We start from the raw sequence: 22,093 nt of genomic DNA on the forward strand, positions 1-22,093 counted from the left end.
CGTGTGACCCGTCCCGAAGTAGCACGAAAAATCCTCGTGTACTGGATGGACGGCACCGTGGCCTTCCTGGGCCTCCTCTACCTGATGTCCGTGCTCGGCGCGGCCATGAGCGGCACGATCTCCCTCGCCGTCGCGGGCGTGCTGACCGTCTGCCTCGCCGGCGTCTGCGTGATCTTCGCGCTCGTGCTGCGCATCGCCTTCGCCGGCCGCCCCCGCCCCACCCTGCTGCTGGCCGTCATGGGCGTGCTGGCGGTGACCGCGGTGGCGCTCGTCCCACCGGGCGGCGCCGCGGCGTCGGGCTGGGACACCATCGTCCTGCTGTGGGTGTCGATCAGCGGCCTGTTCCTGCACCGGGGCATCACCGCGGCCCTAGCGGTGGCCGCCGTCGCCGGGACGACCGTGCGGCTGCACCTCGTCGGCGGCCATGACTGGATCGCCCAGGCGATCGTGCTCTCCATCGCCATGATCGCGATGACCTTCGGGCTGTGGCTCTGGCTCTGGCTGTGGCGCACGATCAGGGAGGCGTACGAGAGCAAGGAGGCCAAGGCCCGGCTCGCGGTGACCGAGGAACGGCTGCGTTTCTCCCGCGACCTGCACGATCTGCTGGGCCGCAGCCTCGTCATGCTCTCGCTGAAGAGCGAGCTGGCCGGCAAGCTCGGCTCGGCCGAGGAGATGCGCCAGGTGCACCGGCTGGCCGGCGAGGCGCTGAGCCAGCTCCACGCCACCGCCACCGGGCTGCGCGCGCTCGACCTCGACGAGGAACTGGCCGAGGGACGCGGCGTGCTGGAGTCCATCGGCGTGCGCTGCACGGTCGAGACCGGCGCCGCCGCGCAGCTCCCCCCGCACTCGCGCGACCTGCTGGCCTGGGTGGTGCGCGAGGGCACCACGAACATCCTCAAGCACAGCACCCCGACCCACTGCCTGATCAAACTGGACGGCGGCGTGCTGGAGATCCGCAACGACGGCGTACGGCCCGCCTCCGACCAGCACGGGTCGGGCTTGGAAGGCCTCGCCGAGCGGCTGACCACGGGGGGCGGCTCGCTCCGGGCCGAGCAGGTGGGCGAGACCGAGTTCGTGCTCAGAGCGGCGGTCCCCGCATGACCTCCGCCGTCGCCACCTCCGCCCCCGCTCGGCGGCGCTCCCTGCGCGCCCGGGTGCGCGAGGCCTCCCGGCTGGACAAGATCCGCTGGCTGATGGTCTATTCGGTCGACGTCATGATGCTGGTGCTCGGCCTCGGCTTCGTCCAGCTCCTCGCCATGGCCGACATCGACGGCTACCCCACCCCGCTGGCCGTCGCCGCCGCGCTCCTGCTGGCCGTGCTGTACGCGCTGGCCACCCGGCCGTTCCGAATCCTCGTGGCCGGCCGCCCGACGCCGGTCCGGCTGCTGGTGATCGCCGGAGTGATCACCCTCTGCCTCACCGCGCTCGGGCTGATCGTGACATTCCCGGTATACCTGGCGATGCTCGCCCCGTTCGTCCGCAAGCGGGTGATCCTGCTGCTCGGCGGCCTGTTCCTCGCCGGTGCCACCGCCATGCTGATGATCTACGCGCCGGAGGCCGCCCCCGACGTCGCCCTGCTGCTCGTCATCGCCGAGGCCGTGCTCGTCGGCAGCGTCCTGGCCAACCTGTGGCTGTGGCGGATCGCGGTCGAGGCGCACGACGGCGAGGAGGCCAAGGCCAAGCTGGCCGTCTCCGAGGAGCGGCTGCGCCTGGCCCGCGAGCTGAACGCGCTGCTCGGGCAGAGCCTGTCGGACATCTCCGTCAAGAGCTACCAGGCCGCCACCCTGGCCGACGAGGGCGAGGGCGAGGCCGCCGCGCGGCAGATGTTCGAGGTGCGGGACCGGGCGCGGGTCTCGCTCAAGGAAGTCCGCGCCGCCGTACAGGACTACCGGGCGCTCAGCCTGGACGAGACGCTCGCCAGCGTGCGCGCGGTCCTGGAGGCGGCGGGCGTGGAGTGCGCCGTGCGGGTGCGGGCGGCCGGCCTGCCGGCCGCCGGCCTCACCCTGCTGGCCGCCGCCGTCCGCGAGGGCACCACCGTGATCCTCCGCCACGGTACGGCGAAGCGGTGCGTGATATCGATCGAGAAGGGAGTGCTGGAGATGACCAACGACGGCACGCGGGAGCCGGGCGACCTCGACGCCCTGGCCGAACGCGCGGCTGCCGCGGGCGCCGCCCTCACTCCCCTGCCCGGCCCCGGGGCCGGCTTCATCCTGAAGGTGGCCGCATGATCCGCGTCCTGCTCGCCGACGACGAGCACCTCATCCGCGGCGCCATCGCCGCCCTGCTCGACCTGGAGGACGGCATCCAGGTCATCGCCCAGGTGGGCCGGGGCGACGAGGTCGCCGCCGCGGTCGCCGAGCACCGGCCGGACGTGGCGGTGCTCGACATCGAGATGCCCGGCATGGACGGCCTGGCCGCCGCCGAACGGATCAGCGGCCAGTGCTCCATCGTCATCCTGACCAGCCTCGGCCGGCCGGGCTACCTGCGCCGGGCCATGGCCGCGGGCGTGAGCGGCTTCCTGGGCAAGGACGCCTCCGCCGAGGAACTCGCCCGCGCGATCCGCAAGGTGCACGGCGGCGGGCGCTACCTCGACGCCGACCTGGCCGCCGCCGCGATGACCGCCGGGGACAGCCCGCTCACCGACCGTGAGACCGACGCCCTGCGCCTGGCCGCCGACGGCGCCGCCGTCTCCAAGATCGCCACGGAGCTGCACCTCACCGAGGGCACCGTGCGCAACTACCTGTCCAGCGCGATGACCAAGCTCAACGCCCAGAACCGCCTGGAGGCGATCCGCACGGCCCAGCGCATGGGCTGGCTGTGACCGCCTCGCGCCCGATCACCTGACCAGCAGCGCCACGCACTCCACGTGGTGGGTCATCGGGAAGGCGTCGAAGGCGCGCAGGTCGGCCAGGTCGTAGCCGAGTTCGGCGAACCAGGCCAGGTCGCGGGCGAGGGTGGCCGGGTCGCAGGAGACATAGACGATCCGGGAGGCCTCCAGGCCGGACACGCGGGCGACGACCTCGCGGCCGAGCCCGGAGCGGGGCGGGTCGACCACGACGAGGTCGGCGCGCTCGATCCCGAAACGGTCGAACGCCGACTCCACCCGCGACTTCTCCACCTGCGCCTGGGGCAGGTCGCGGAGGTTGCGGCGGGCGTCACGCACGGCGCTGGCCTCGGACTCGACGCCGAGCACCGCGCCCTCGGGCCCGACCGCCTCGGCCAGGGCGGCGGCGAACAGGCCGACGCCGCAGTAGAGGTCGAGCGCCCACTCGCCGGGCGCGGGCGCGGCATAGGACATGACCGCGTCGAGCAGGGTGACCGCGGCGCCGGGGTGGACCTGCCAGAAGCCGCTGCCGGTCACCTGGAACCGGCGCTCGTCGACCTGCTCGTGCAGCAGGCCGGAGCCGTGCCGGGGTTCGGTGCGGCCCTTGCCCTGGTCGACCAGGATGGACGCGGGCGACTCCAGCGGCGGGACGGCGACCGAGCGGCGCGGCCTGGGCCGCACGACGACCGCGTGCTCGCCGGTGGAGGAGGCGATGACCTCGACCCCGGCCGCGCCCGGCCAGGCATCGGCGAGCACGCCGACCGACTCGACCTCGGGATGCGCGATCAGGCAGGCGTCGATCGCCTCGATGTCGTGGGAGCGGTGCCGGCGCAGGCCGAGCACGCCGTCGGGCCGCGCGGCGAACTGCACGCGGGTACGCCAGCCGAGGCCGTCGGGTGTGCCGGGCAGTTCCTCGACCACGACCTTGCGCTCCAGGCCGGCCAGCCGGCGGAGCTGCTCCTCGACGATCGCGGCCTTGATCTCGCGCTGGGCGGGCAGCGAGGCGTGCTGCCAGTCGCAGCCGCCGCAGCGGCCGGGGCCGGCGAAGGGGCAGGGCGGCACGACCCGGTCGGGCGAGGCCTCCAGGACCTCGACCGCGTCGGCGCGCAGGAATCTGGCGGTCTCCTCGGTGACCTCCGCTCGCACGCGCTCCCCGGGCAGGGCGTGCCGTACGAAGACCACGCGCCCGTCGTCATGGCGCGCGACGCACCAGCCACCGTGCGCGGCCGGACCGATCGTCAATTCGAGAAGCATCAGACCAGCCTATTGCTTGGACGTGTCCGCTCCGGCCCGCCGTACCGAACCCGGGGCGTACGGCTCGCGCCGCTTGCGCAGCCGGTCGGAGGAGTGCAGCTGCCACGGCACGCTGGTCACCATCACGCCCGGCTTGAACAGCAGCCGCGCCTTGAGCCGCAACGCGCTCTGGTTGTGCAGCAGGTGCTCCCACCAGTGGCCGACCACGTACTCCGGGATGAACACGGTCACCACGTCCCGCGGCGAGCGCTTGCGCAGGTTCTTGACGTAGTCGAGGACCGGCTGGGTGATCTCGCGGTAGGGCGAGTCGAGCATCTTGAGCGGCACCGGGATGCCCAGCCGCTCCCACTCCTCCTGCAGTTGCCTGGCCTCCTCGCCCTCGACGCCGACGGTGACCGCCTCCAGCGTGGAGGGCCGGGTGGCGCGGGCGTAGGCCAGGGCGCGCAGGGTGGGCTTGTGCAGCTTGGAGACCAGCACGATGGAGTGGTTGCGCGAGGGCAGCATCGAGGAGTCGAAGTCCTCGGTGATGGACAGCTCCTTGGCCACGTTGTCGTAGTGCCGGCGGATGCCCTTCATCATCAGGAACAGCACCGGCATGGCCAGGCAGACGATCCACGCGCCGACCAGGAACTTGGTCATCAGCACGACGATCAGGACCAGCCCCGTCATCACCGCGCCGAAGAAGTTGATCACGCGCGAGCGCTGCATCTGGAAGCGCAGCCGCGGGTCGGCCTGGGTGCGCAGGTGGCGCGTCCAGTGGATGACCATGCCGGTCTGGCTGAGGGTGAAGGAGACGAAGACGCCGACGATGTACAGGTTCAGCAGCTTGCTCACGTCGGCCTGGAAGCCCCACAGCAGCAGGCAGGCGCCGAGCGCCAGGATGACGATGCCGTTGGAGAAGGCCAGCCGGTCGCCGCGGGTGTGGAGCTGGCGCGGCAGGTAGCGGTCCTGGGCCAGGATCGAGCCGAGCACCGGGAAGCCGTTGAAGGCGGTGTTGGCGGCCAGGAACAGGATGAGCGCGGTCACCGCCGAGATCACCACGAACAGCAGCGAGCCGCCGCCGAAGACCGCGTCGGCGACCTGGGAGATGATCGGCTGCTGGTAGTAGCCCTCGCCCGCCGGCTTGCCGTCGATCACGATGTCGATGGCCGGGTGCTCGGCGACCTTCACCCCGGAGACCAGGCCGAGGGCGATGATGCCGCTGAACATGCTCACCGCGACCAGGCCCATCATCAGCAGCGTGGTCGCCGCGTTCCGGCTCTTGGGCTTGCGGAAGGCGGGCACGCCGTTGCTGATCGCCTCGACACCGGTGAGGGCCGCGCAGCCGGAGGAGAAGGCGCGCAGGATCAGGAAGGCGGCGGCGAAGGAGGTGAGGTTGGTCTGCTCGGCGACGATCTCGTAGTCGGCGGTCGGCGCCCGCAGCTCGTCGCCCAGCGCGAAGTACTTGAACGCGCCCCACGCCACCATGCCCAGCACCGAGATCATGAAGGCGTAGGTCGGGATCGCGAAGGCCGCGCCCGACTCCCGGATGCCGCGCAGGTTCACCACCGTCAGCAGGATCACGATCACGATGGCCACGGTCGGCTTGTGCTCGGCGACGTACGGGATGGTCGCGCCCACGTAGTCGACGCCGTTGGCCACCGACACCGCCACGGTGAGCACGTAGTCGACCATCAGCGCACTGGCGACGGTGAGCCCGGCGTTCTTGCCCAGGTTGACGGTGGCGACCTCGTAGTCGCCGCCGCCGCTCGGGTAGGCGTGCACGTTCTGCCGGTAGGAGGCGACGACGGTCAGCATGACCACGACCACCGCCACGGCCACCCATGGGCTGTAGTGGTAGAACGAGATCCCGGCCAGCGAGAGGATGACGAGGATCTCCTGCGGCGCGTAGGCCACCGAGGAGAGCGCGTCGCTGGCGAAGACCGGCAGCGCGACGCGCTTGGGCAGGAGTTGCTCGTGCAACTGCCCGCTGCGCAGCGCTCGTCCGACGAGCACGCGCTTGACAAGATCCGTCATCTTCGCCACGTATCCAGATGCTAGTACGCTGACTACCAGGCAAGCTGGTGGGGAGCGTATGCACATCGTGATAATGGGGTGTGGGCGCGTCGGTTCGACGATCGCGCACATCCTTGAGGACAACGGCCACTCGGTCGCGATCATCGACCGCGACCCCCAGGCCTTCCGCCGGCTGCGCGCCGGTTTCCGCGGCCGCCGGGTGACCGGCGTCGGCTTCGACCGCGAGGTGCTCCAGGAAGCGGGCATCGAGTCCGCCGCCGCCTTCGTCGCCGTCAGCAGCGGCGACAACTCCAACATCATCTCCGCGCGCGTCGCCCGCGAGACCTTCGGCGTCGACAACGTCGTGGCCCGCATCTACGACCCCCGCCGCGCCGAGGTCTACCAGCGCCTGGGCATCCCCACCGTGGCCACGGTGCGCTGGACCGCCGACCAGATCCTGCGCCGCGTCCTGCCCGAGGGCGCCGAGCCGCTCTGGCGCGACCCCACCGGCGAGGTCGTCCTGGCCGAGGTCGCCGTGCACCCCGGCTGGATCGGCACCCAGGTCACCCGCCTGGAGGAGGCCGCCGGTGTCCGGGTCGGCTTCCTCAACCGGATGGGCGAGGCCCTGGTCACCAAGAACGACACCGTGGTTCAGGAGGGCGACGTCCTGCACGTGATCGCCGCCGAGGACGACATGGACCGGATCAACAAGGTGTTCGCCACCGCACCGGAAGAGGACCACTGATGCGCGTCGCCATCGCCGGGGCGGGCGCCGTCGGCCGCTCCATCGCCGCCGAACTCCTGGAGAACGGCCACCAGGTCCTGCTCATCGACATCGACCCCAAGGCCATCAAGATCGACTCGGTGCCGCGGGCCGAGTGGCTGCTCGCCGACGCCTGCGAGATCTCCTCGCTCGACGAGGCCGGGCTGTCCAACTGCCACGTGGTGGTCGCCTCCTCCGGCGACGACAAGGTCAACCTGGTCGTCTCCCTGCTGGCCAAGACCGAGTACGGCGTGCCGCGCGTGGTGGCGCGGATCAACCACCCGTCGAACGAGTGGCTGTTCAACGAGTCCTGGGGCGTGGACGTCGCCGTCTCCACCCCGCGCCTGCTCTCCGCCCTCGTCGAGGAAGCGGTCAGCGTGGGCGACCTGGTCCGGCTCATGACCTTCCGGCAGGGGCAGGCCAACCTGGTCGAGCTCACCCTGCCCGAGGACGCCCCCGTCGTCGGTCAGCGCGCCGGCTCCGTGCCGTGGCCGACCGACTCGGCGCTCGTGGCGATCCTGCGGGAGGGGCGGGTGCTCGTGCCCACCGCCGACGACCCGCTGGAGGCGGGGGACGAACTGCTCTTCGTCGCCTCCCAGGAGGTCGAGGAGGAGCTCGGCCAGCTCCTCTCGCCGCACTAAACCCACCGTCCCGCTGTACGGCAGGCCGCCGTATGGAAGGTCAGGTACGGCAAGGCAAGGTACGGCGGGCCACCGATACGGCGGGGCCGGGGTACGGCGGGCCGGCCGGTGCCGTGGGAGCGGGCTCAGGGGCGGGGGCGGGTGCGGCGGGCTGCCCGGATCAGCCAGGGCACCGTCAGCAGGGCTCCCCCGGTGAACGTCTTCGAGAGCAGCTCGTCCGGGCCCACGTCCGCCGCCAGCAGCCCGGATACCGCGAAACCGGCCGCCGCCCCGATCAGGGTGACGGCCACCGGCTTGGCCGCGTTCTGCCAGGTCCGCACCGCGACCACCGCCGTCCACACCGCCAGCAGCCCCGCCACGTACGGCAGTGCCTGCCCCGTAGCTCCGTAGAGCGTCGGGACCAGGCTCAGGCGCACGGCCATCGCCCCCGTCCTGCTCCGGGCGAGCAACCGGGCCGGGACCGCCAGGACGGTCACCAGCAGGCCGGCCAGGATCAGCAGCAGCGCCACCTCGGGCGGGAAGTCCACCATCGAGCGGCCGACGAGCCGGTCGGTGACCTTGCTCGCCACGTGGGCCGCCAGGCCGGCGATCACCGTGGCCGCCGCCACTCCTGCCACGACGCCGCGCACCTTGTCCGTTGTGGTGGCGGGAGGCGTGGGCCGCACGCTCGGGCCCTCGGCCGTGTCGCCCAGGCCTGCCGGACGACCGCTGCCCTTCGACCGGGCCGCCTCGGGGTTCCCCCCGCCCGCACGCTGGAGGGCCTCGGGCCGGAGCACCAGCGTGGGCCGGGACACCTCACCCGCCCGTGAGTCCTCGGATCGGGTCTTCCCGGCGGGCAGGTGGTCGGCGGCCTGGGGGTCTCCCGGGCGTGCGGCGTCGGCCCGGCTGGGCTCGGGCCGGACGGCTCCGGTTTCCGGGGAGACGCGGGTCGGCGGGATGGCGGACGGGGGCTCGGAGCGGCTGAGGGCCGGAAAGAGCCCGGGCGTGTCGGCCACCCTGGACGAGCGTTCCCCAGAGGCCCCCTCACCCGACAAGGCCCGTCCCACGGAAGACCGCTCTCCAGGGGACCGGTCCCCAGAAGACGGCTGCCCAGAAGACGACTGCCCAGAAGACGGCTGCCCGGAGGACCGCTGCCCCGACGAAGGCCGGCCCGACGAAGGGCGCCCGCTGGAGGACTGCTCGATCGCGGACTGCTCGCTCGAGGAGTGCCACTCCCCCACGGAGGGCCGCTCTCCTGGTGAGGGCCGCCCGGCCGAGGCCCCCTCGCCCCGGGCCTTCTCCCCCGGCGCCCGCGACTGCGCCGGGCGGGAGGTTCGGGAGCCGGGAGTGGTGCCCGGGCGGCCGGCGAGACCGGCTTCTGCCTCGTCGGCCTGCCGTACGAGGTCGGCCAGGGCGCGGGAGCCGGTGCGTTCGGGGTGGCCGCCGGCGCGGATGAGGGCGGCACGGGCGGCACCGTGGGACATCCGGTCGGCGGGGTCACGGGCCATCAGCCCCTCGATGACCGGCCGCAACCGCCCGGCCCGCTGCGGGGGCCGGGGCTCGGACATGAGGATGGCCGCCAGCACCGCCACCGGCGTCGGCCCCCGGTACGGCGGAGCCCCCTCGACCGCGTTGTAGAGCGTCGCCCCCAGCGCCCAGAGGTCGGACGCGGCGGTGGCGGGCTTGCCTTCGAGCCGTTCGGGCGCCATGAAGGCGGGCGAGCCGAGCAACATCCCGGTGCCGGTGATGGTCGGCGAGTCGGCGACGTGCGCGACACCGAAGTCGGTGAGCACGACGCCCCCGTCGTCGAGCAGCAGCACGTTGCCCGGCTTGACGTCGCGGTGGGTGATCCCGGCGTTGTGCGCGGCCTGGAGCGCGTCGAGCAGCTTGACGCCGATCTCGACCGCGACCTCCTCGGTGAGCGGCCCCCAGCGGTCGACGACCTCGTGCAGCGACTCGGCGGGCAGGAGTTCCATGACGATCCACGGGTAGCCCTCGTCGAGGACCACGTCGTGGATGGTGACGACGCCGGCGTGGCGCAGCCGGGCGGCCGAGCGGGCCTCGCGCAGGACGCGTTCGAAGGCGCGCTCGCGTTCCTTGCCGCTCACCCAGTCGGGCAGCAGCACCTGCTTGAGCGCCACCGCGCGGTCGAGGATCTCGTCACGGGCCCGCCAGACGACGCCCATGCCGCCACGGCCGAGCTCATCGGCCAGCCGGTAGCGGCCGCCGACGAGCTGCGGAGGTGAATCGGGCACGAGGCGAAGCGTACCCCGCTACGCCGACGCGTTCACGGGGGTGCGCCCGCGAGCGAGCACCCACCCCATGGCGGCGAACGCGGCGATCTGCAAGGGCCACCCCATGGCGTACTTGACCACGAGCTGGACCACGACCCAGTTCTCGGACAGCATGCCGTTGGAGACCGCCAGATAGAGCGGGACCTGCACGACCAGCCGGATCAGGTTGGGGGCCAGCAGGAGCCAGGTCAGCTTGGTGCAGAGCTTGACCATGCCCGGGTCCTTGCGCCACTCCACGGGGTCGCCGGCCACCGAGCCGACCATGAAGCCCACCACGGGCCAGCGGGTGACGATGGACAGCAGCATGCCCGCCGCCCACAGCGCGTTGACCAGGATGCCCGGCAGGGCGATGTCGGCCGCGTCGCCGGTGCGGGAGACGAAGAAGGCGGCGATCGCGATGCCGAAGACGCTGTTGAGCACGAACTGCACGCTCTGCTTCTGCGCCAGCCGTACCAGCAGGAGGACCGCCGCGAAGGCCCCGCTGATGAGCAGGGACTGCTTCATGTCCTTGGTGGCGAGCCAGGAGATGGTGAACGCGAGGGTGGGCACGGCCGCCTCGATCATGCCGCGCTTGCCGCCGAGCGCCTTCATGAGCTGGTGGCGTACGGCGGCCTCGACGGTGTCGTAGGCCGTCGGCTGCAGCGACTTCGCGTCCGACGTCACGTGGTTCCTCCTGGGCGCAGCTCGTAGCGCGGGTTGAACATCACCTTGCGGCCGTCCTGCAGGCTGACCAGGCCTTCCGCCTTGACGATGCGCCCGGGTTCGATGCCGGCGATCCTGCGCCGGCCGAGCCAGACCAGGTCGATGACGTCGGAGCCGTCGTACAGCTCCGCCTCTAGGGCGGGAGCGCCGCCCCGGGGCCGCAAGGTCACGGTACGTAGCGTACCGGCCACGCAGAACCGGCGGCGGTTGGCGCACGACACGATGGGGGTCGCGCCGGTGTTCTCGGCGTCTTCTCGCAGTTCGGCGGCCTCAAGCTCCGACTGGCTCGTTGCCAGCCGGTTGAAGAATGCCCGCAAGCCGCGTTTCGGAGGCTCAGTCATGATGAATCAGCTTAAGCGATGAAATTGTCAGCGGATTTCGCTAATTTCTGGTCCGCGGCGGAACGGGTCTAGCTGGGGTGTTTCGTCCTCTTGCTGAGGCCGTTCGTTGGGCCGCCGCAGCGGAATCGTCTCCTCCCGGGCCATCGGCTCCTGCCCCCGGACTACCACCACATCGCGCAGGTAGTCCTCGAAGCGGGCGGCGATCGTCTCGTCCTGCGCGGCGGGGCCGCTGACGACGCCCAGGAGCAGCCAGCGCGGCCCGTCGACGCCGAGGTAGCGGATCGGCCGGGTCTCGCCCTCCGACTCGACCTCGCCGACGAGTTCGGGGCCGAAGACGCCCTCCCGCTCGTTGGCCGTCTTGAGCTGGCCGGCGACCTTGGTGCGGACCTCGCTCCAGATGCCGCCGGACTTGGGCGCGGCCAGCGCCTGGAGCTGCAGGGTGCTGTCGCCGAGCAGGACGAGCACGCCGACGTGCTGGTCGCCCATGGAGGCGAGCCGTACTTCGAGGTCGTCGGCCTGCGGCACGCGCAGCCCGCCCAGGTCGATGCGCTCGTGGTCGGGGTGGGGCTCGTCGGCGTCCCAGGGGCCCGACTCGCGCATGGTCTCTTCTACGGCCTGTTCGGCCTGCTTGGCTTCGTCACGCCGGCGACGTCGGAACACGTCTAATCACTCCCTCTGCCGAGCTCGGGTGAGCTCTGGCGGCCGAGCTCTGGTGAGCTCTAGCGTCCTGTCGATCCGTGCCCGCCGGCGCCGCGCGCCGAGCCGGGAAGCTGCTCCACCTCGGCGAAGCGCACGCGCTCCACCCGCTGGACCACCAGTTGCGCGATCCGGTCGCCGCGGCGCAGCCGTACCGGCTCCTTGGCGTCGGTGTTGAGCAGGATGACCATGATCTCGCCACGGTAGCCCGCGTCGATGGTGCCCGGGGCGTTGACGACGGTGACGCCGTGCTTGGCGGCCAGCCCCGAGCGGGGGTGGACGAAGGCGGCGTAGCCGTCGGGGAGCGCGATGGACAGCCCGGTGCGGACGATCGCCCGCTCCCCCGGCTGCAGCTCGACGTCCTCGGCGCTGTGCAGGTCGGCGCCGGCGTCGCCCGGATGGGCGTAGGACGGCACCGGCAGCTCGGGGTCGAGCCGCTGGATCAGGACCTCTACCGCGGTCATGGGTTCACCTCGAAGTCGTGGTGCTCGGCGGCCAGGGTGGCCACGTCGCCGTGCTTGGCGAAGTGTTCCATCGCCACCTCGATGAACAACGCCGCCGCGCGGACGGCGACCGGACCGTCGGGGCCGCCGAGCCGCCCCTCAGCCTCAAGGTACGCCTTCCGGCCGGAGACGCCGGTGCACCAGGCGCGGAGGTGGAGTGTCGCGCCCACCGGGACCGGCAGCCGGAAGTCGGTCTCCAGGCGGCCGGTGACGTAGGGGCGCTGGAAGAGCCAGACGGACATGCCGATGATCTCGTCCATGGCCGCCGCCAGCACGCCGCCGTGCGCGAGGCCCGGCGCGCCCTGGTGGGCCTCGGCGACGGTGAACTCCGCCTCGACGGTCGAGCCGTCGGGGGTGCGGGCCGCCAGGTGCAGGCCGGTCGGGTGGTCGGCGCCGCAGCCGAAGCACCTGCTGTAGTGGGAGCCGAGCTCTTTGGGGCCTGCGGGGTGCGGAGCGGGGAGTTCGGCGCCGGGCGGCGGGGTGGTCAAGGAGGAACGAGTCACGGGCGACGAGGTTACTCTGCCTGGGCGGGACCCCGCTGCGCAGGTGCCGCTTCCTCCTCTTGATCCACTTGTTCCGGTTCCTTCGGATGAGGAGGTGGAGGTGGTAGTTCGGGGGTGTCGTGGCGGAGCTCCGGTATCGCCCGGTAGATGACCGCGGCGATGGGCACGGCCACGGCGGCGCCGGCGATGCCGCCCAGGATGCCGCCGATCGCCAGGACCAGGATGATCGCCAGCGGGTGGAAGTTGAGCGCCCGGCCCACGATCAGCGGCTGGAGCACGTGGTTCTCCAGTTGCTGCTCGATGATGAGCACGATGAGGAAGACCAGGGCCTTCCACGGCCCGACCGAGCCCAGCGTGACCAGGGTGGCGACGGTGCCGGCGAAGAAGATGCCGACGAGCGGGATGAAGCTGGCCAGGAAGATCAGCACGGCCAGCGCGGCCCAGAGCGGGACGCCCAGCCCGGCCAGGACGATGCCCATGATCACGCCGTGCACCGCGGCGACGGCGACGGTGCCCTGCACGTAGTGGGAGATCGTGGTCCAGGCCGCCTTGCCCGCCCGGTCGACGCGCGGCGCCATCGTGCCGAAGGCCTTGAGGAACCAGCCCCAGATCCGGTCGCCGTCCTTGAGCAGGAAGAAGGTGACGAACAGCAGCAGCACGATCGAGGCCAGGACCTCCACCGCCACCTGCCCGGCGGTGATGACCGTGCTGGTCAGTGCCTGCTGCTGCTGGCTGACCAGGTCGGTGATCTGCTTGGTCCAGTCGTTGAGCTGCTGCTGGCTGAGGTGCCAGGGGCCGGTGAGCAGCCAGTCGCGCACCTCGGTGACGGTCGTGGTGATCTGCTCGGCCAGCCGGGGGAACTCCTCGTTGGCGCGGGCCCCGACCAGCCAGCCGGTGCCGACCAGGACCGCGAGCGCGATCAGCATGGTCAGCCAGGTGGCGTAGATGGGCCGCATGCCGGCGTTGCGCAGCCAGCGGGTGACCGGGTAGAGCAGCGCGGTCAGCAGGAGCGCGATGGCGACCGGCAGGGCGACGAAGCTCAGCCTGGCGACGATCTGGGAGAAGAAGTAGACGACGACTCCGACCACGATCAGGCAGGCGCTCCAGGCGGCGGCCTTGGCCAGGAAGGGCGGCACGAGTTTGGTCGGAGATTGGGAGCGCACGAGTTCAAGACTGTCATGTGCGGGGGCCGGACGCGCACGGTTATTCGACAGGCGGAAGATCGGGCCTGGGCAAGCGGGGCCGGGCGTGTCACCTTCGGGGGGTGCGGACGATTATTCTGGTCTCCACGCTGCTCCTCGGCCTGCCCGCGATGCCCGCCGGCCACGGCGGGATCGACGTCGAGGTGGTCTCCAGCCACCCCGAGCAGGTGAGCGGCGGCGACGCTCTGGTCCGGGTACGGCTGGGCCACGGCGCCCGGCCCTCCCGCCTGACGATCCTGCGCAACGGCGAGGACGTCACCTCGGCCTTCAAGCCGGCCGGCGGCGCGCTCGTGGGCCTGGTCGGCGGCCTGGTCGAGGGCCGCAACACGATCACCGCGCGGGCCCGGCCCTTCAGCGGCTCGCTCACCCTGCGCAACCACCCGATCAGCGGCCCGATCTTCGCCGGGCCCAAGCAGTACCCGTTCGTCTGCAAGACCGAGCGCGCCGGGCTCGGCCCGCCGGTCGCCGACAACACCGCCGGGCAGGGCTACCGCGTCGAGGGCGGCTGGAGCCGCGACTGCTTCGCGCCGACCGTCACCGACCGGCTCTACCGGAGCACCGGCGGCCAGTTCAAGCCGATGCCCGCCGAGGGCCGGCCCGAGGACATGAGCCGGACCACCACGCTCGACGGCCGCACGGTCGACTTCGTCGTCGCCCGCGAGCGCGGCGTGATCAACCGGTTCCTCTACTCCATCGCCGTCCTCGAGGACGCCTGGAACAAGCGGGCGATCTACCGCTTCGACGGCGGCGTGGCGATCGGCCACGACCAGGGCACCCTCGGCGGCGGCCACCTCGACGCCCACGGCCTGGGCAAGGGTTACGCCATTCTGCACTCCTCGGGCACGCGCACCTCGACGCACTACAACCTGATCCTCGGCGGCGAGACCGCGCTGATGGTCAAGGAACGCTTCGTCGAGCGGTACGGCGAGCCGCTCTACACCGTCGGCGTGGGCGGCTCCGGCGGCGGGATCCAGCAGTACATCTACGGCCAGAACCACGGCAGCCGGGTGATCGACGCGGCGATCCCGCAGTACTCCTATCCCGACATGGTCACCCAGACCATCCACGTCGGCGACTGCGAGCTGCTCGAACGCTACATGGACCAGAACCCGCAGCGCTGGGCCCGCTGGGACGACCGCACCGCGCTGATCGGCCTCAACGCCTCCGACACCGTCGCCAACCCCTACACCCGGCGGCCCGGCGCCACCGAGTGCGTGATCGGCTGGCGTGGCCTGACGCCGCTGTCCATGAATCCGAAGTGGACCGACGACAACGATCCCGAGTGGGCCAAGATGGACCCGCCGGGTGTCAAGGACACCGTGCACTGGACGCACTGGGAGGACGTCAAGCACGTCTACGGCGTCGGCCCCGACGGCTACGCCCGCTCGACCTGGGACAACGTCGGCGTGCAGTACGGGCTGAAGGCACTGACCGACGGGGTGCTCACCCCGGCCGAGTTCCTCGACCTCAACGCCAAGGCGGGGTCGTGGAAGGAGGCCGGGCAGATGGTCCAGGAGGGCTGTCCCTTCGTCCCGTCAGCCTGCCCGGGCGACTTCGACCCGTGGAGCGCCCGGAACATGAACCTCGGCGACCCCGCGCCGCGCCGTACCGGCGACCCGGTGGCCATCCGCAACGTGCAGCGCAGCGGGCTGGTCTTCCGTGGCGACATCGACCTGCCGATCATCGACTGGCGGCACTACCTGGAGGAGGAGCTGGACATGCACAACAGCCACCAGTCCTTCGCCACCCGGCAGCGGATGCTCGACCATGACCGCGACGCCCGCAACCAGGTGATCTGGTTCACCGACGCGCGGCCCGACGGGGCGCGGTTCGACCAGACGCCGGAGGCGCTCGCGGTGATGGACGAGTGGATGGCCAACATACGGAAACATCCGCACAAGGGGGTGGCGCGGAACAAGCCGGCCCTCGCCGTGGACCGCTGCTTCGCCACCGACGGCTCCCAGCTGGCCGCGGGACCCGACGTCTGGGCGGGCGTGCTCGACCGCCGGGCGCCGGGCGCGTGCACGAAGGCGTTCCCGCTCTACTCGACCTCCCGCATCGTCGCGGGCGGCCCGATCGAGGGCGGCGTCTACAAGTGCGACCTGCAGCCGGTCTCCCGGGCCGTCGCCCGCGGCCTGTACGGCTCGTGGAAGCCGTCGCCGGCCGAGCGGGCGCGGCTGGAGCAGATCTTCCCTACCGGGGTGTGTGACTACTGACCGGCAGCTCGCGCATGGTCCGCATGGGCGAGGTGAAGACCCACAGGAAGGCCAGCGACACCCCGCACGCTCCGACGAGCAGGGTGGCGCGGACCCCGATCACCTCGCCCAGCAGGCCGCCGAGCAGGCCGCCCAGCGGCATGGTCCCCCACACCAGGAAGCGCATGGTCGCGTTCATCCGGCCCAGCAGCGGCTCGGGGGTGGCGGCCTGCCGGAAGCTGAGCTGGGTGACGTTGTAGACGACCACGCTCACGCCCAGCACGAACTCGTAGAGCACGAAGAGGCCGAGCCGCCAGTCGGCCTCCGTCCACGGCAGGACGAAGGTCAGAGGCGCGCCGAGCAGCGACGACATCCAGATGGTGGGCCCCTGGCCGAAGCGCGCCACCATCCTCCCGGTCAGGGCCGCGCCCACGAGCCCGCCGAGCCCGCTCGCGGCGAAGAGCAGCCCGATCGTGCCCTCGCTCAGGCCGAGGTCCTGGGTGAGCAGGAGGATGCCCATCGGCATGAGCATCGAGCCGAACAGGTTGAAGGTGCCGGTCGAACCGGCGATCCGGCGCAGCAGCGGGTGGCCGAGCACGAACTTCAGCCCCTCGACGATCTCCCGTCCGAGGTGCGCGTCCGGGCCGCGCTCCGGCGGCTGCTCGCGCTTGCGGATGCCGTTGAGGAAGAGCGCCGACCACACCAGGCCGAAGACGGTGGCGATCATCGCGAAGGGCGCGGTGACGGCCTGGATGAGGAAGCCCGCGGCGGTCGGGCCGCCGAGCTGGGAGACCGTCCTGACCACTTCCAGGGCCGAGTTGCCCTGGACCAGGTGCTCGCGGCCGACCAGGAAGGGCAGGTAGCTCTGGTAGGAGACGTCGAAGAAGACGGTGAAGCAGCCGACCAGCAGGGCCACGCCGTACAACTGCCAGATGGTCAGCGCCTCGGCCCACCAGGCGAGCGGCACGGTGACCAGCAGCAGCGCGCGGCCCCAGTCCGCGACGATCATCACGGTGCGCTTGCGCAGCCGGTCCACGATCGCCCCCGCGGGCAGGCCGACCAGGATGAACGGGAGCGTCTCGAACATCACCAGCAGGCCCATCTCGACCGGGCTGGCCCGCAGGGCGCTCGCCGCGATCAGCGGCAGGGCGAGCATGAGCACCTGCGAGCCGACCTGGCTGGCGGTGTCGGCGAGGAACAGCCCGCGGAAGTCGTGCTCGCGGAGCAGGGCGAATCTGGTCACGTCGCCCAGCGTGAAGCAACCGATTGGGAAATGTCAATCGGTATGCTGTCCGTCATGGCGACCACCCGGCGACCCGCCACCGAGGCCGAGGCCCGCGCGCTGGCCTCGGCGATCCGGCTGCGCATCCTGCGGCTGTGCCTCGACACGGCGCTGACCAACAAGGAGATCGCCCAGCGGCTCGACGCCAACCCGGCGACCGTGCTGCACCATGTCCGCAAGCTGGTCGACACCGGTTTCCTGGCCGCGGGACCGGCCCGGCCCGGCCCGCGCGGCTCCACCGAGATCCCCTACCGGGCCACCGGCAAGTCGTGGCTGATGGACGTGGAGGAGTCAGGCGTCCCTGGCACGCGCGAGGCGATGCTGGACGCCTTCCTCCAGGAGGTACGGCTGGCCGACCTGGCCGAGGCCAGGCTGGCCCGGCTCGGCCTGCGGCTCACCGCCGAGGAGGTCGAGGAGCTCGACCGGCGGCTGCACGAGGTCTTCGAGGAGTTCCTCGCCCGGCCCGCCACGCCCGGGGCGACGCCCTACTCGCTGTTCTACACGCTGCACCGGGACGTGACCCGCGACCCCTGAGCCGGGGCCGGCGGCCCTCAGAGCGATACGCGGACCGTGAGGTGGTCGCCCGGCTCCAGCACGAACTCCTCGACGTTGCCCGCCCCGCACAGGTCGTCGGCGGCCAGCCGGACCAGCGCGTGCTCGGGCCCCGAGACCTCCAGCAGGGAGACCTCGGCCCGCATGGAGAGCTTGGCCTCCGACTTGGCCTTGCGGATGCGGCCGAGCACCTCGGCGGCCACCGCCAGCACCGCCGGGTCGCCGGCCGCGTCACCGGGGACCGGCCAGGAGGCGCGGTGCACCGAACCGGCCCGCCACCACGACCAGACCTCCTCGGTCACGAACGGCAGGAACGGCGCGAACAGCCGCAACTGCGCGTCGAGCGCCAGCCGCAGCGCCGAGTGCGCGGAGGCGGCCTCCGGCCCCTCGCCGTAAGCGCGCGCCTTGACCAGCTCCAGGTAGTCGTCGCAGAACGACCAGAAGAAGCGCTCGGTGACCTCCAGCGCCCGGGCGTAGTCGTAGCCCTCGAAGGCCTCGGTCGCCTCCCGGATCGCCTGGTCGAGCTGGGCCAGCATCGAGCGGTCCACCGGCTCGCCCACCTCGGCGTCGGAGTCGGGGAAGCCGAGCACGAACTTGGAGGCGTTGAGGATCTTGATGGCCAGGCGGCGGCCGACCTTCATCTGCCCGGTGTCGAAGGCGGTGTCGGTGCCGGGACGGCCGCTGGCCGCCCAGTAGCGCACGCCGTCGGAGCCGTACTCCTCCAGCAGGCCGAGCGGGGTGGTGACGTTCCCCTTCGACTTGGACATCTTCTTGCGGTCGGGGTCGAGGATCCACCCCGAGATCGACACGTCGCTCCACGGCAGCGTGCCGAGCTCCTGATCGGCCCGGACCACCGTGGAGAACAGCCAGGTGCGGATGATCTCGTGCGACTGCGGCCGCAGGTCCATCGGGTAGACGCGGGCGAACAGGTCGGGGTCGCGCTCCCAACCGCCGGCGATCTGCGGGGTCAGCGAGGAGGTGGCCCAGGTGTCCATGACGTCCGGGTCGCCGGTGAAGTCGATGCCGCGCTGCTCCTCGGTGTAGCCGGGCGGCACGTCCGACTGCGGGTCGATGGGCAGCATGTCCTCGCTGGGCACGATCAGCGAGCCGTCCTTGGCGTACCACACCGGGAACGGCACGCCGAAGAAGCGCTGGCGCGAGACGAGCCAGTCGCCGGCCAGGCCCTCCACCCAGTTGTCGTAGCGCACCCGCATGTGCGGCGGGTGCCAGTGGAGCTGGGCGCCGCGCTCCAGCAGCCGCTCGCGCAGCGCCGCGTCGCGTCCGCCGTTGCGGATGTACCACTGCCGGGTGGTGACGATCTCGAGGGGCTTGTCGCCCTTCTCGTAGAACTTCACCGCGCGGGTGACCGGCCGCGGGTCGCCGACGAGGTCGCCGGACTCGCGCAACATCTCCACGATGCGCTCGCGCGCGCTGTGCACCGTCTTGCCGGCCAGCTCCTTGTACGGCTCGGCGTCGACGCCCTGCGGCGGCTCGGCCAGCAGCCGGCCGTCCCAGCCGATGACCGCCCGGGTGGGCAGGTCGAGCTCGCGCCACCAGGTGACGTCGGTCAGGTCCCCGAAGGTGCAGATCATCGCGATGCCCGAGCCCTTGTCCGGCTCGGCCAGGTGGTGGGCCAGGACCGGCACCTCGACGCCGAACAGCGGGGTGAGCACGGTGGTGCCGAACATCGGCCGGTACCGCTCGTCGTCCGGGTGCGCGACCAGGGCGACGCAGGCCGGGATGAGCTCGGGCCGGGTGGTCTCGATGTGCACCGGGCCGGCGTCGCCGTAGAAGGAGACGCGGTGGAAGGCGCCGGGCCACTCGCGGTCCTCCAGCTCCGCCTGCGCGACAGCCGTACGGAAGGTGACGTCCCAGAGCGTCGGCGCCTCGGCCTGGTAGGCCTCGCCGCGCTCCAGGTTTCGCAGGAAGGCGAGCTGCGAGGCGCGCCGGGCGTTGGCGTCGATGGTGGCGTAGGTCTTGGACCAGTCGATGGACAGGCCCAGGCGCCGCCACAGCGCCTCGAACGCCTTCTCGTCCTCCTGCGTCAGCCGCTCGCACAGCTCGATGAAGTTGCGCCGGGAGATGGAGATCTGGTTTTTACCCGGCTTGGCGGGCGGCTCGAAGTCGGGGTCGTAGGGCACCGACGGGTCGCAGCGCACGCCGAAGTAGTTCTGGACCCGCCGTTCGGTGGGCAGGCCGTTATCGTCCCAGCCCATCGGGTAGAAGACCTCGCGCCCGCGCATCCGCTGGAATCGCGCGACGGTGTCCGTATGGGTGTAGGAGAAGACGTGGCCGACGTGCAGCGACCCCGAGACCGTGGGGGGCGGCGTGTCGATCGCGTAGACCTCGGCGCGGGTCCTGGTGCGGTCGAAACGGTAGGTGCCGTAGGCCTCCCAGCGCTCTACCCATACCTGCTCGAGCCCGTCGAGAGTGGGTTTCTCGGGCACGAAGACAGGAACGGGTCGCTGATGAGTCATGCCTCCTGATGGTAAGGCCTCTGGAAGGAATAGGGTTCACACATGGCAGATGACAAGCCGGACGTCGCATGGCGGGTGGTAGGCGGACTTCTCGGTCTGGCCACCGCGTGGGGCGCCAAGAAGGTTCTGGGCTGGGCCTGGGTCAAGGCGACTGGCAAGGAGCCTCCGCTCGATTCGGAGGCTCCCGAGGTCAGCATGGGGGAGGCCATCGGCTACGCGGTGGTCATGGGCGTCGGCATGTCCGTCGCGCAGATCGTGGTCAACAAGACCGCGAAGAAGCGCTACGACGCATGGCGGGCGCTGAAGCTCAAGACTCCAAAGCCGTGAGGAAGTCCCCCGCCCACCGGTCGACGTCGTAGGTCGCCACGCGGCGGCGCAACGTCCGCATCCTGCGGGCCATCTCGTGCGGGGTGGCCCGCATCGCCGTGATGAGGGTGGATTTCAGCCCCTCGACGTCGTAGGGGTTGACGCGGAAGGCCTGTTTCAGCTCGTCGGCGGCGCCGGCGAACTCGCTCAGCACCAGCGCCCCGCGCAGGTCGTGGTGGCAGGCCACGTACTCCTTGGCCACCAGGTTCATGCCGTCGCGCAGCGGGGTCACCACCATCAGGTCGGCGGCCAGGTAGAGCGCGGTCAGCTCGCGCCGGTCGTAGGACTGGTGGAGGTACTGGATCGGCTGGTGGCCCAGCAGCGAGTGCTCGCCGTTGATCCGGCCGACCTGCAGCTCGATGTCGTCGCGCAGCCTTCGGTACTCGTCCACCCGTTCCCGGCTGGGCGTGGCGATCTGCACGAAGACCGCCTCCCCCGGCTGCACCCGCTTCTCGTCCAGCAGCTCGCCGAAGGCCTCCAGGCGCTGCCCGATGCCCTTGGTGTAGTCGAGCCGGTCCACGCCCAGCAGCAGGTGCTCGGGGTCGCCGAGCTCGAAGCGGATCTCCTTGGCCCGGTGCACGATCTGCGGGTCGCGGGCGAGCGCGTCGAGCTCGCCGAAGTCCACCGAGATCGGGAAGGCCCGCGCGGTGATCGTGCGGTCCTCGTGGTAGATCTCGTTCCCCTTGTACGGCACGCCGAGCAGCCGCCGGCACAGCCGGATGAAGTTCGAGGCGCCGCCGGAGAGCTGGAAGCCCACCAGGTCGGCGCCGAGCAGGCCCTTGACCAGCTCGGTGCGCCACGGCAGCCGCCAGAACAGCTCGACCGGCGGGAAGGGGATGTGCAGGAAGAACCCGATGCGCAGGTCCGGGCGGCGCTCGCGGAGCATCGCCGGGACGAGCTGGAGCTGGTAGTCCTGCACCCAGACCACCGCGTTCTCCGCCGCCGCCTCGGCGGTGGCGTCGGCGAAGCGCTCGTTGACCGCGCGGTAGGTCTCCCACATCTCGCGGGAGAAGACCGGCGGCGCGACCACGTCGTGGTAGAGCGGCCACAGGGTCGCGTTGGAGAAACCCTCGTAGTAGAGCTCGATCTCCTCGCGCGACAGCGGGATCGGGATGAGGTTCATGCCGTCGTCACGGAACGGCTCGATCTGTTCGTCGGGCGCTCCGGCCCAGCCGAGCCAGGCGCCGTCGCGGCGCTGCATGACCGGCGCGATCGCGGTGACCAGCCCGCCCGGGCTCCGTCGCCACGTCGCCGTGCCGTCGGGCTCGATCGAGCGGTCCACCGGCAGCCGGTTGGCCACAATCAAGAACGAGCTACGGCCACCCACGTACGTCCCTCCCACGTGTTCACGGGAACCGGCCGGATGGCCGGTTCACTGGCAGCCGCTCTCGGCCCCCGCCCGGGGGACGTTCCAGCTCATCAGCCGGCGCACGGCGAGCGGTGCCGTGTACACCCTGCCCAGAACATGGCGAAACAAACCCGAACCGAGCATTTCGCCCACAAGGCTCACAATGCCACCGCGCC

The 22,093-nt window shown here is 71.5% G+C and carries 20 protein-coding genes; 8 read left to right on the forward strand and 12 right to left on the reverse strand.

Going from position 1 to position 22,093, the window contains the following annotated elements:
- The first annotated feature begins 3 nt into the window (after positions 1–3).
- The 3 genes from ACIBG7_RS27765 to ACIBG7_RS27775 are packed head-to-tail and all read left to right on the forward strand — an operon-like array spanning position 4 to position 2,821.
- Positions 4–1,101, forward strand: coding sequence for a sensor histidine kinase (locus ACIBG7_RS27765; RefSeq protein ID WP_397338154.1), 1,098 nt, complete (start codon positions 4–6; stop codon positions 1,099–1,101).
- Positions 1,098–2,228, forward strand: a complete 1,131-nt coding sequence (locus tag ACIBG7_RS27770; RefSeq protein WP_357921319.1) for a histidine kinase — start codon at positions 1,098–1,100, stop codon at positions 2,226–2,228. Before ACIBG7_RS27765 ends, ACIBG7_RS27770 begins: the two co-directional genes overlap by 4 nt.
- Positions 2,225–2,821 carry a response regulator transcription factor gene (locus ACIBG7_RS27775; RefSeq protein WP_357921322.1) on the forward strand — a complete coding sequence of 199 codons (597 nt, stop codon included), beginning with the start codon at positions 2,225–2,227 and terminating at the stop codon, positions 2,819–2,821. The genes ACIBG7_RS27770 and ACIBG7_RS27775 overlap by 4 nt, the downstream gene beginning before the upstream one ends.
- A 15-nt stretch (positions 2,822–2,836) precedes the next feature.
- Here the strand turns inward: ACIBG7_RS27775 and ACIBG7_RS27780 are convergent, their stop codons facing one another.
- Both ACIBG7_RS27780 and ACIBG7_RS27785 read right to left on the reverse strand, forming a co-directional pair.
- The gene (locus tag ACIBG7_RS27780) at positions 2,837–4,078 is read right to left on the reverse strand and encodes a class I SAM-dependent RNA methyltransferase (protein WP_397338155.1); all 1,242 of its coding nucleotides are present in this window, start codon (positions 4,076–4,078) and stop codon (positions 2,837–2,839) included.
- Positions 4,079–4,087: 9 nt separating this feature from the next.
- The gene (locus ACIBG7_RS27785; RefSeq protein ID WP_357921326.1) at positions 4,088–6,103 is read right to left on the reverse strand and encodes an APC family permease; all 2,016 of its coding nucleotides are present in this window, start codon (positions 6,101–6,103) and stop codon (positions 4,088–4,090) included.
- A gap of 49 nt (positions 6,104–6,152) precedes the next feature.
- Here ACIBG7_RS27785 and ACIBG7_RS27790 point away from each other — a divergent pair, with 49 nt between their 5' ends.
- Complete coding sequence (locus tag ACIBG7_RS27790) at positions 6,153–6,818, forward strand: TrkA family potassium uptake protein (protein ID WP_357921329.1); 666 nt, start codon at positions 6,153–6,155, stop codon at positions 6,816–6,818.
- A complete protein-coding gene (locus ACIBG7_RS27795) occupies positions 6,818–7,477 on the forward strand; it encodes a TrkA family potassium uptake protein (RefSeq protein ID WP_357921332.1) in 660 nt (219 codons plus the stop codon). The genes ACIBG7_RS27790 and ACIBG7_RS27795 overlap by 1 nt, the downstream gene beginning before the upstream one ends.
- Before the next feature lie 125 nt (positions 7,478–7,602).
- Here ACIBG7_RS27795 and ACIBG7_RS27800 read toward each other — a convergent pair whose 3' ends face one another.
- Genes ACIBG7_RS27800 through ACIBG7_RS27830 form a run of 7 tightly spaced genes read right to left on the reverse strand, consistent with a single transcriptional unit; the run spans position 7,603 to position 13,658 of the window.
- Complete coding sequence (locus ACIBG7_RS27800; protein WP_397338156.1) at positions 7,603–9,711, reverse strand: protein kinase; 2,109 nt, start codon at positions 9,709–9,711, stop codon at positions 7,603–7,605.
- Between the two features lie 18 nt (positions 9,712–9,729).
- Positions 9,730–10,413 (reverse strand): DUF3159 domain-containing protein, encoded by a 684-nt coding sequence (locus ACIBG7_RS27805; protein ID WP_397338157.1) that lies wholly within the window; start codon positions 10,411–10,413, stop codon positions 9,730–9,732.
- Positions 10,410–10,793, reverse strand: coding sequence for an OB-fold nucleic acid binding domain-containing protein (locus ACIBG7_RS27810; RefSeq protein ID WP_357921341.1), 384 nt, complete (start codon positions 10,791–10,793; stop codon positions 10,410–10,412). The genes ACIBG7_RS27805 and ACIBG7_RS27810 overlap by 4 nt, the downstream gene beginning before the upstream one ends.
- A 27-nt stretch (positions 10,794–10,820) precedes the next feature.
- Positions 10,821–11,453 carry a DUF3710 domain-containing protein gene (locus ACIBG7_RS27815; RefSeq protein ID WP_397338158.1) on the reverse strand — a complete coding sequence of 211 codons (633 nt, stop codon included), beginning with the start codon at positions 11,451–11,453 and terminating at the stop codon, positions 10,821–10,823.
- Positions 11,454–11,512: 59 nt separating this feature from the next.
- The gene (dut, locus tag ACIBG7_RS27820; protein ID WP_357921346.1) at positions 11,513–11,953 is read right to left on the reverse strand and encodes a dUTP diphosphatase; all 441 of its coding nucleotides are present in this window, start codon (positions 11,951–11,953) and stop codon (positions 11,513–11,515) included.
- Entirely contained in the window at positions 11,950–12,495 is a 546-nt protein-coding gene (locus tag ACIBG7_RS27825) for a PaaI family thioesterase (protein WP_357921349.1), read from the reverse strand. The genes dut and ACIBG7_RS27825 overlap by 4 nt, the downstream gene beginning before the upstream one ends.
- Before the next feature lie 11 nt (positions 12,496–12,506).
- Complete coding sequence (locus ACIBG7_RS27830; RefSeq protein ID WP_357921352.1) at positions 12,507–13,658, reverse strand: AI-2E family transporter; 1,152 nt, start codon at positions 13,656–13,658, stop codon at positions 12,507–12,509.
- A gap of 101 nt (positions 13,659–13,759) precedes the next feature.
- Between ACIBG7_RS27830 and ACIBG7_RS27835 the strand changes: the two genes are divergently transcribed.
- Positions 13,760–15,913, forward strand: a complete 2,154-nt coding sequence (locus ACIBG7_RS27835; RefSeq protein ID WP_397338159.1) for a DUF6351 family protein — start codon at positions 13,760–13,762, stop codon at positions 15,911–15,913.
- Here ACIBG7_RS27835 and ACIBG7_RS27840 read toward each other — a convergent pair.
- The gene (locus ACIBG7_RS27840; RefSeq protein ID WP_357921358.1) at positions 15,891–17,135 is read right to left on the reverse strand and encodes an MFS transporter; all 1,245 of its coding nucleotides are present in this window, start codon (positions 17,133–17,135) and stop codon (positions 15,891–15,893) included. The genes ACIBG7_RS27835 and ACIBG7_RS27840 overlap by 23 nt on opposite strands.
- Positions 17,136–17,189: 54 nt before the next feature.
- Between ACIBG7_RS27840 and ACIBG7_RS27845 the strand changes: the two genes are divergently transcribed.
- Positions 17,190–17,708, forward strand: coding sequence for a winged helix-turn-helix domain-containing protein (locus ACIBG7_RS27845; protein WP_357921360.1), 519 nt, complete (start codon positions 17,190–17,192; stop codon positions 17,706–17,708).
- A gap of 17 nt (positions 17,709–17,725) precedes the next feature.
- On the opposite strand, the gene valS is transcribed toward ACIBG7_RS27845, so the two are convergent.
- The gene (valS, locus tag ACIBG7_RS27850; RefSeq protein WP_397338160.1) at positions 17,726–20,203 is read right to left on the reverse strand and encodes a valine--tRNA ligase; all 2,478 of its coding nucleotides are present in this window, start codon (positions 20,201–20,203) and stop codon (positions 17,726–17,728) included.
- A gap of 42 nt (positions 20,204–20,245) precedes the next feature.
- Between valS and ACIBG7_RS27855 the strand changes: the two genes are divergently transcribed.
- Entirely contained in the window at positions 20,246–20,530 is a 285-nt protein-coding gene (locus ACIBG7_RS27855) for a DUF4235 domain-containing protein (protein ID WP_357921364.1), read from the forward strand.
- On the opposite strand, the gene ACIBG7_RS27860 is transcribed toward ACIBG7_RS27855, so the two are convergent.
- The gene (locus ACIBG7_RS27860; protein ID WP_357921367.1) at positions 20,511–21,896 is read right to left on the reverse strand and encodes a trehalose-6-phosphate synthase; all 1,386 of its coding nucleotides are present in this window, start codon (positions 21,894–21,896) and stop codon (positions 20,511–20,513) included. The two genes, ACIBG7_RS27855 and ACIBG7_RS27860, sit on opposite strands and share 20 nt — an antisense overlap.
- Positions 21,897–22,093 lie beyond the last annotated feature (197 nt).

This window comes from Nonomuraea sp. NPDC050328 (assembly GCF_044459405.1).
GTDB lineage: Bacteria > Actinomycetota > Actinomycetes > Streptosporangiales > Streptosporangiaceae > Nonomuraea.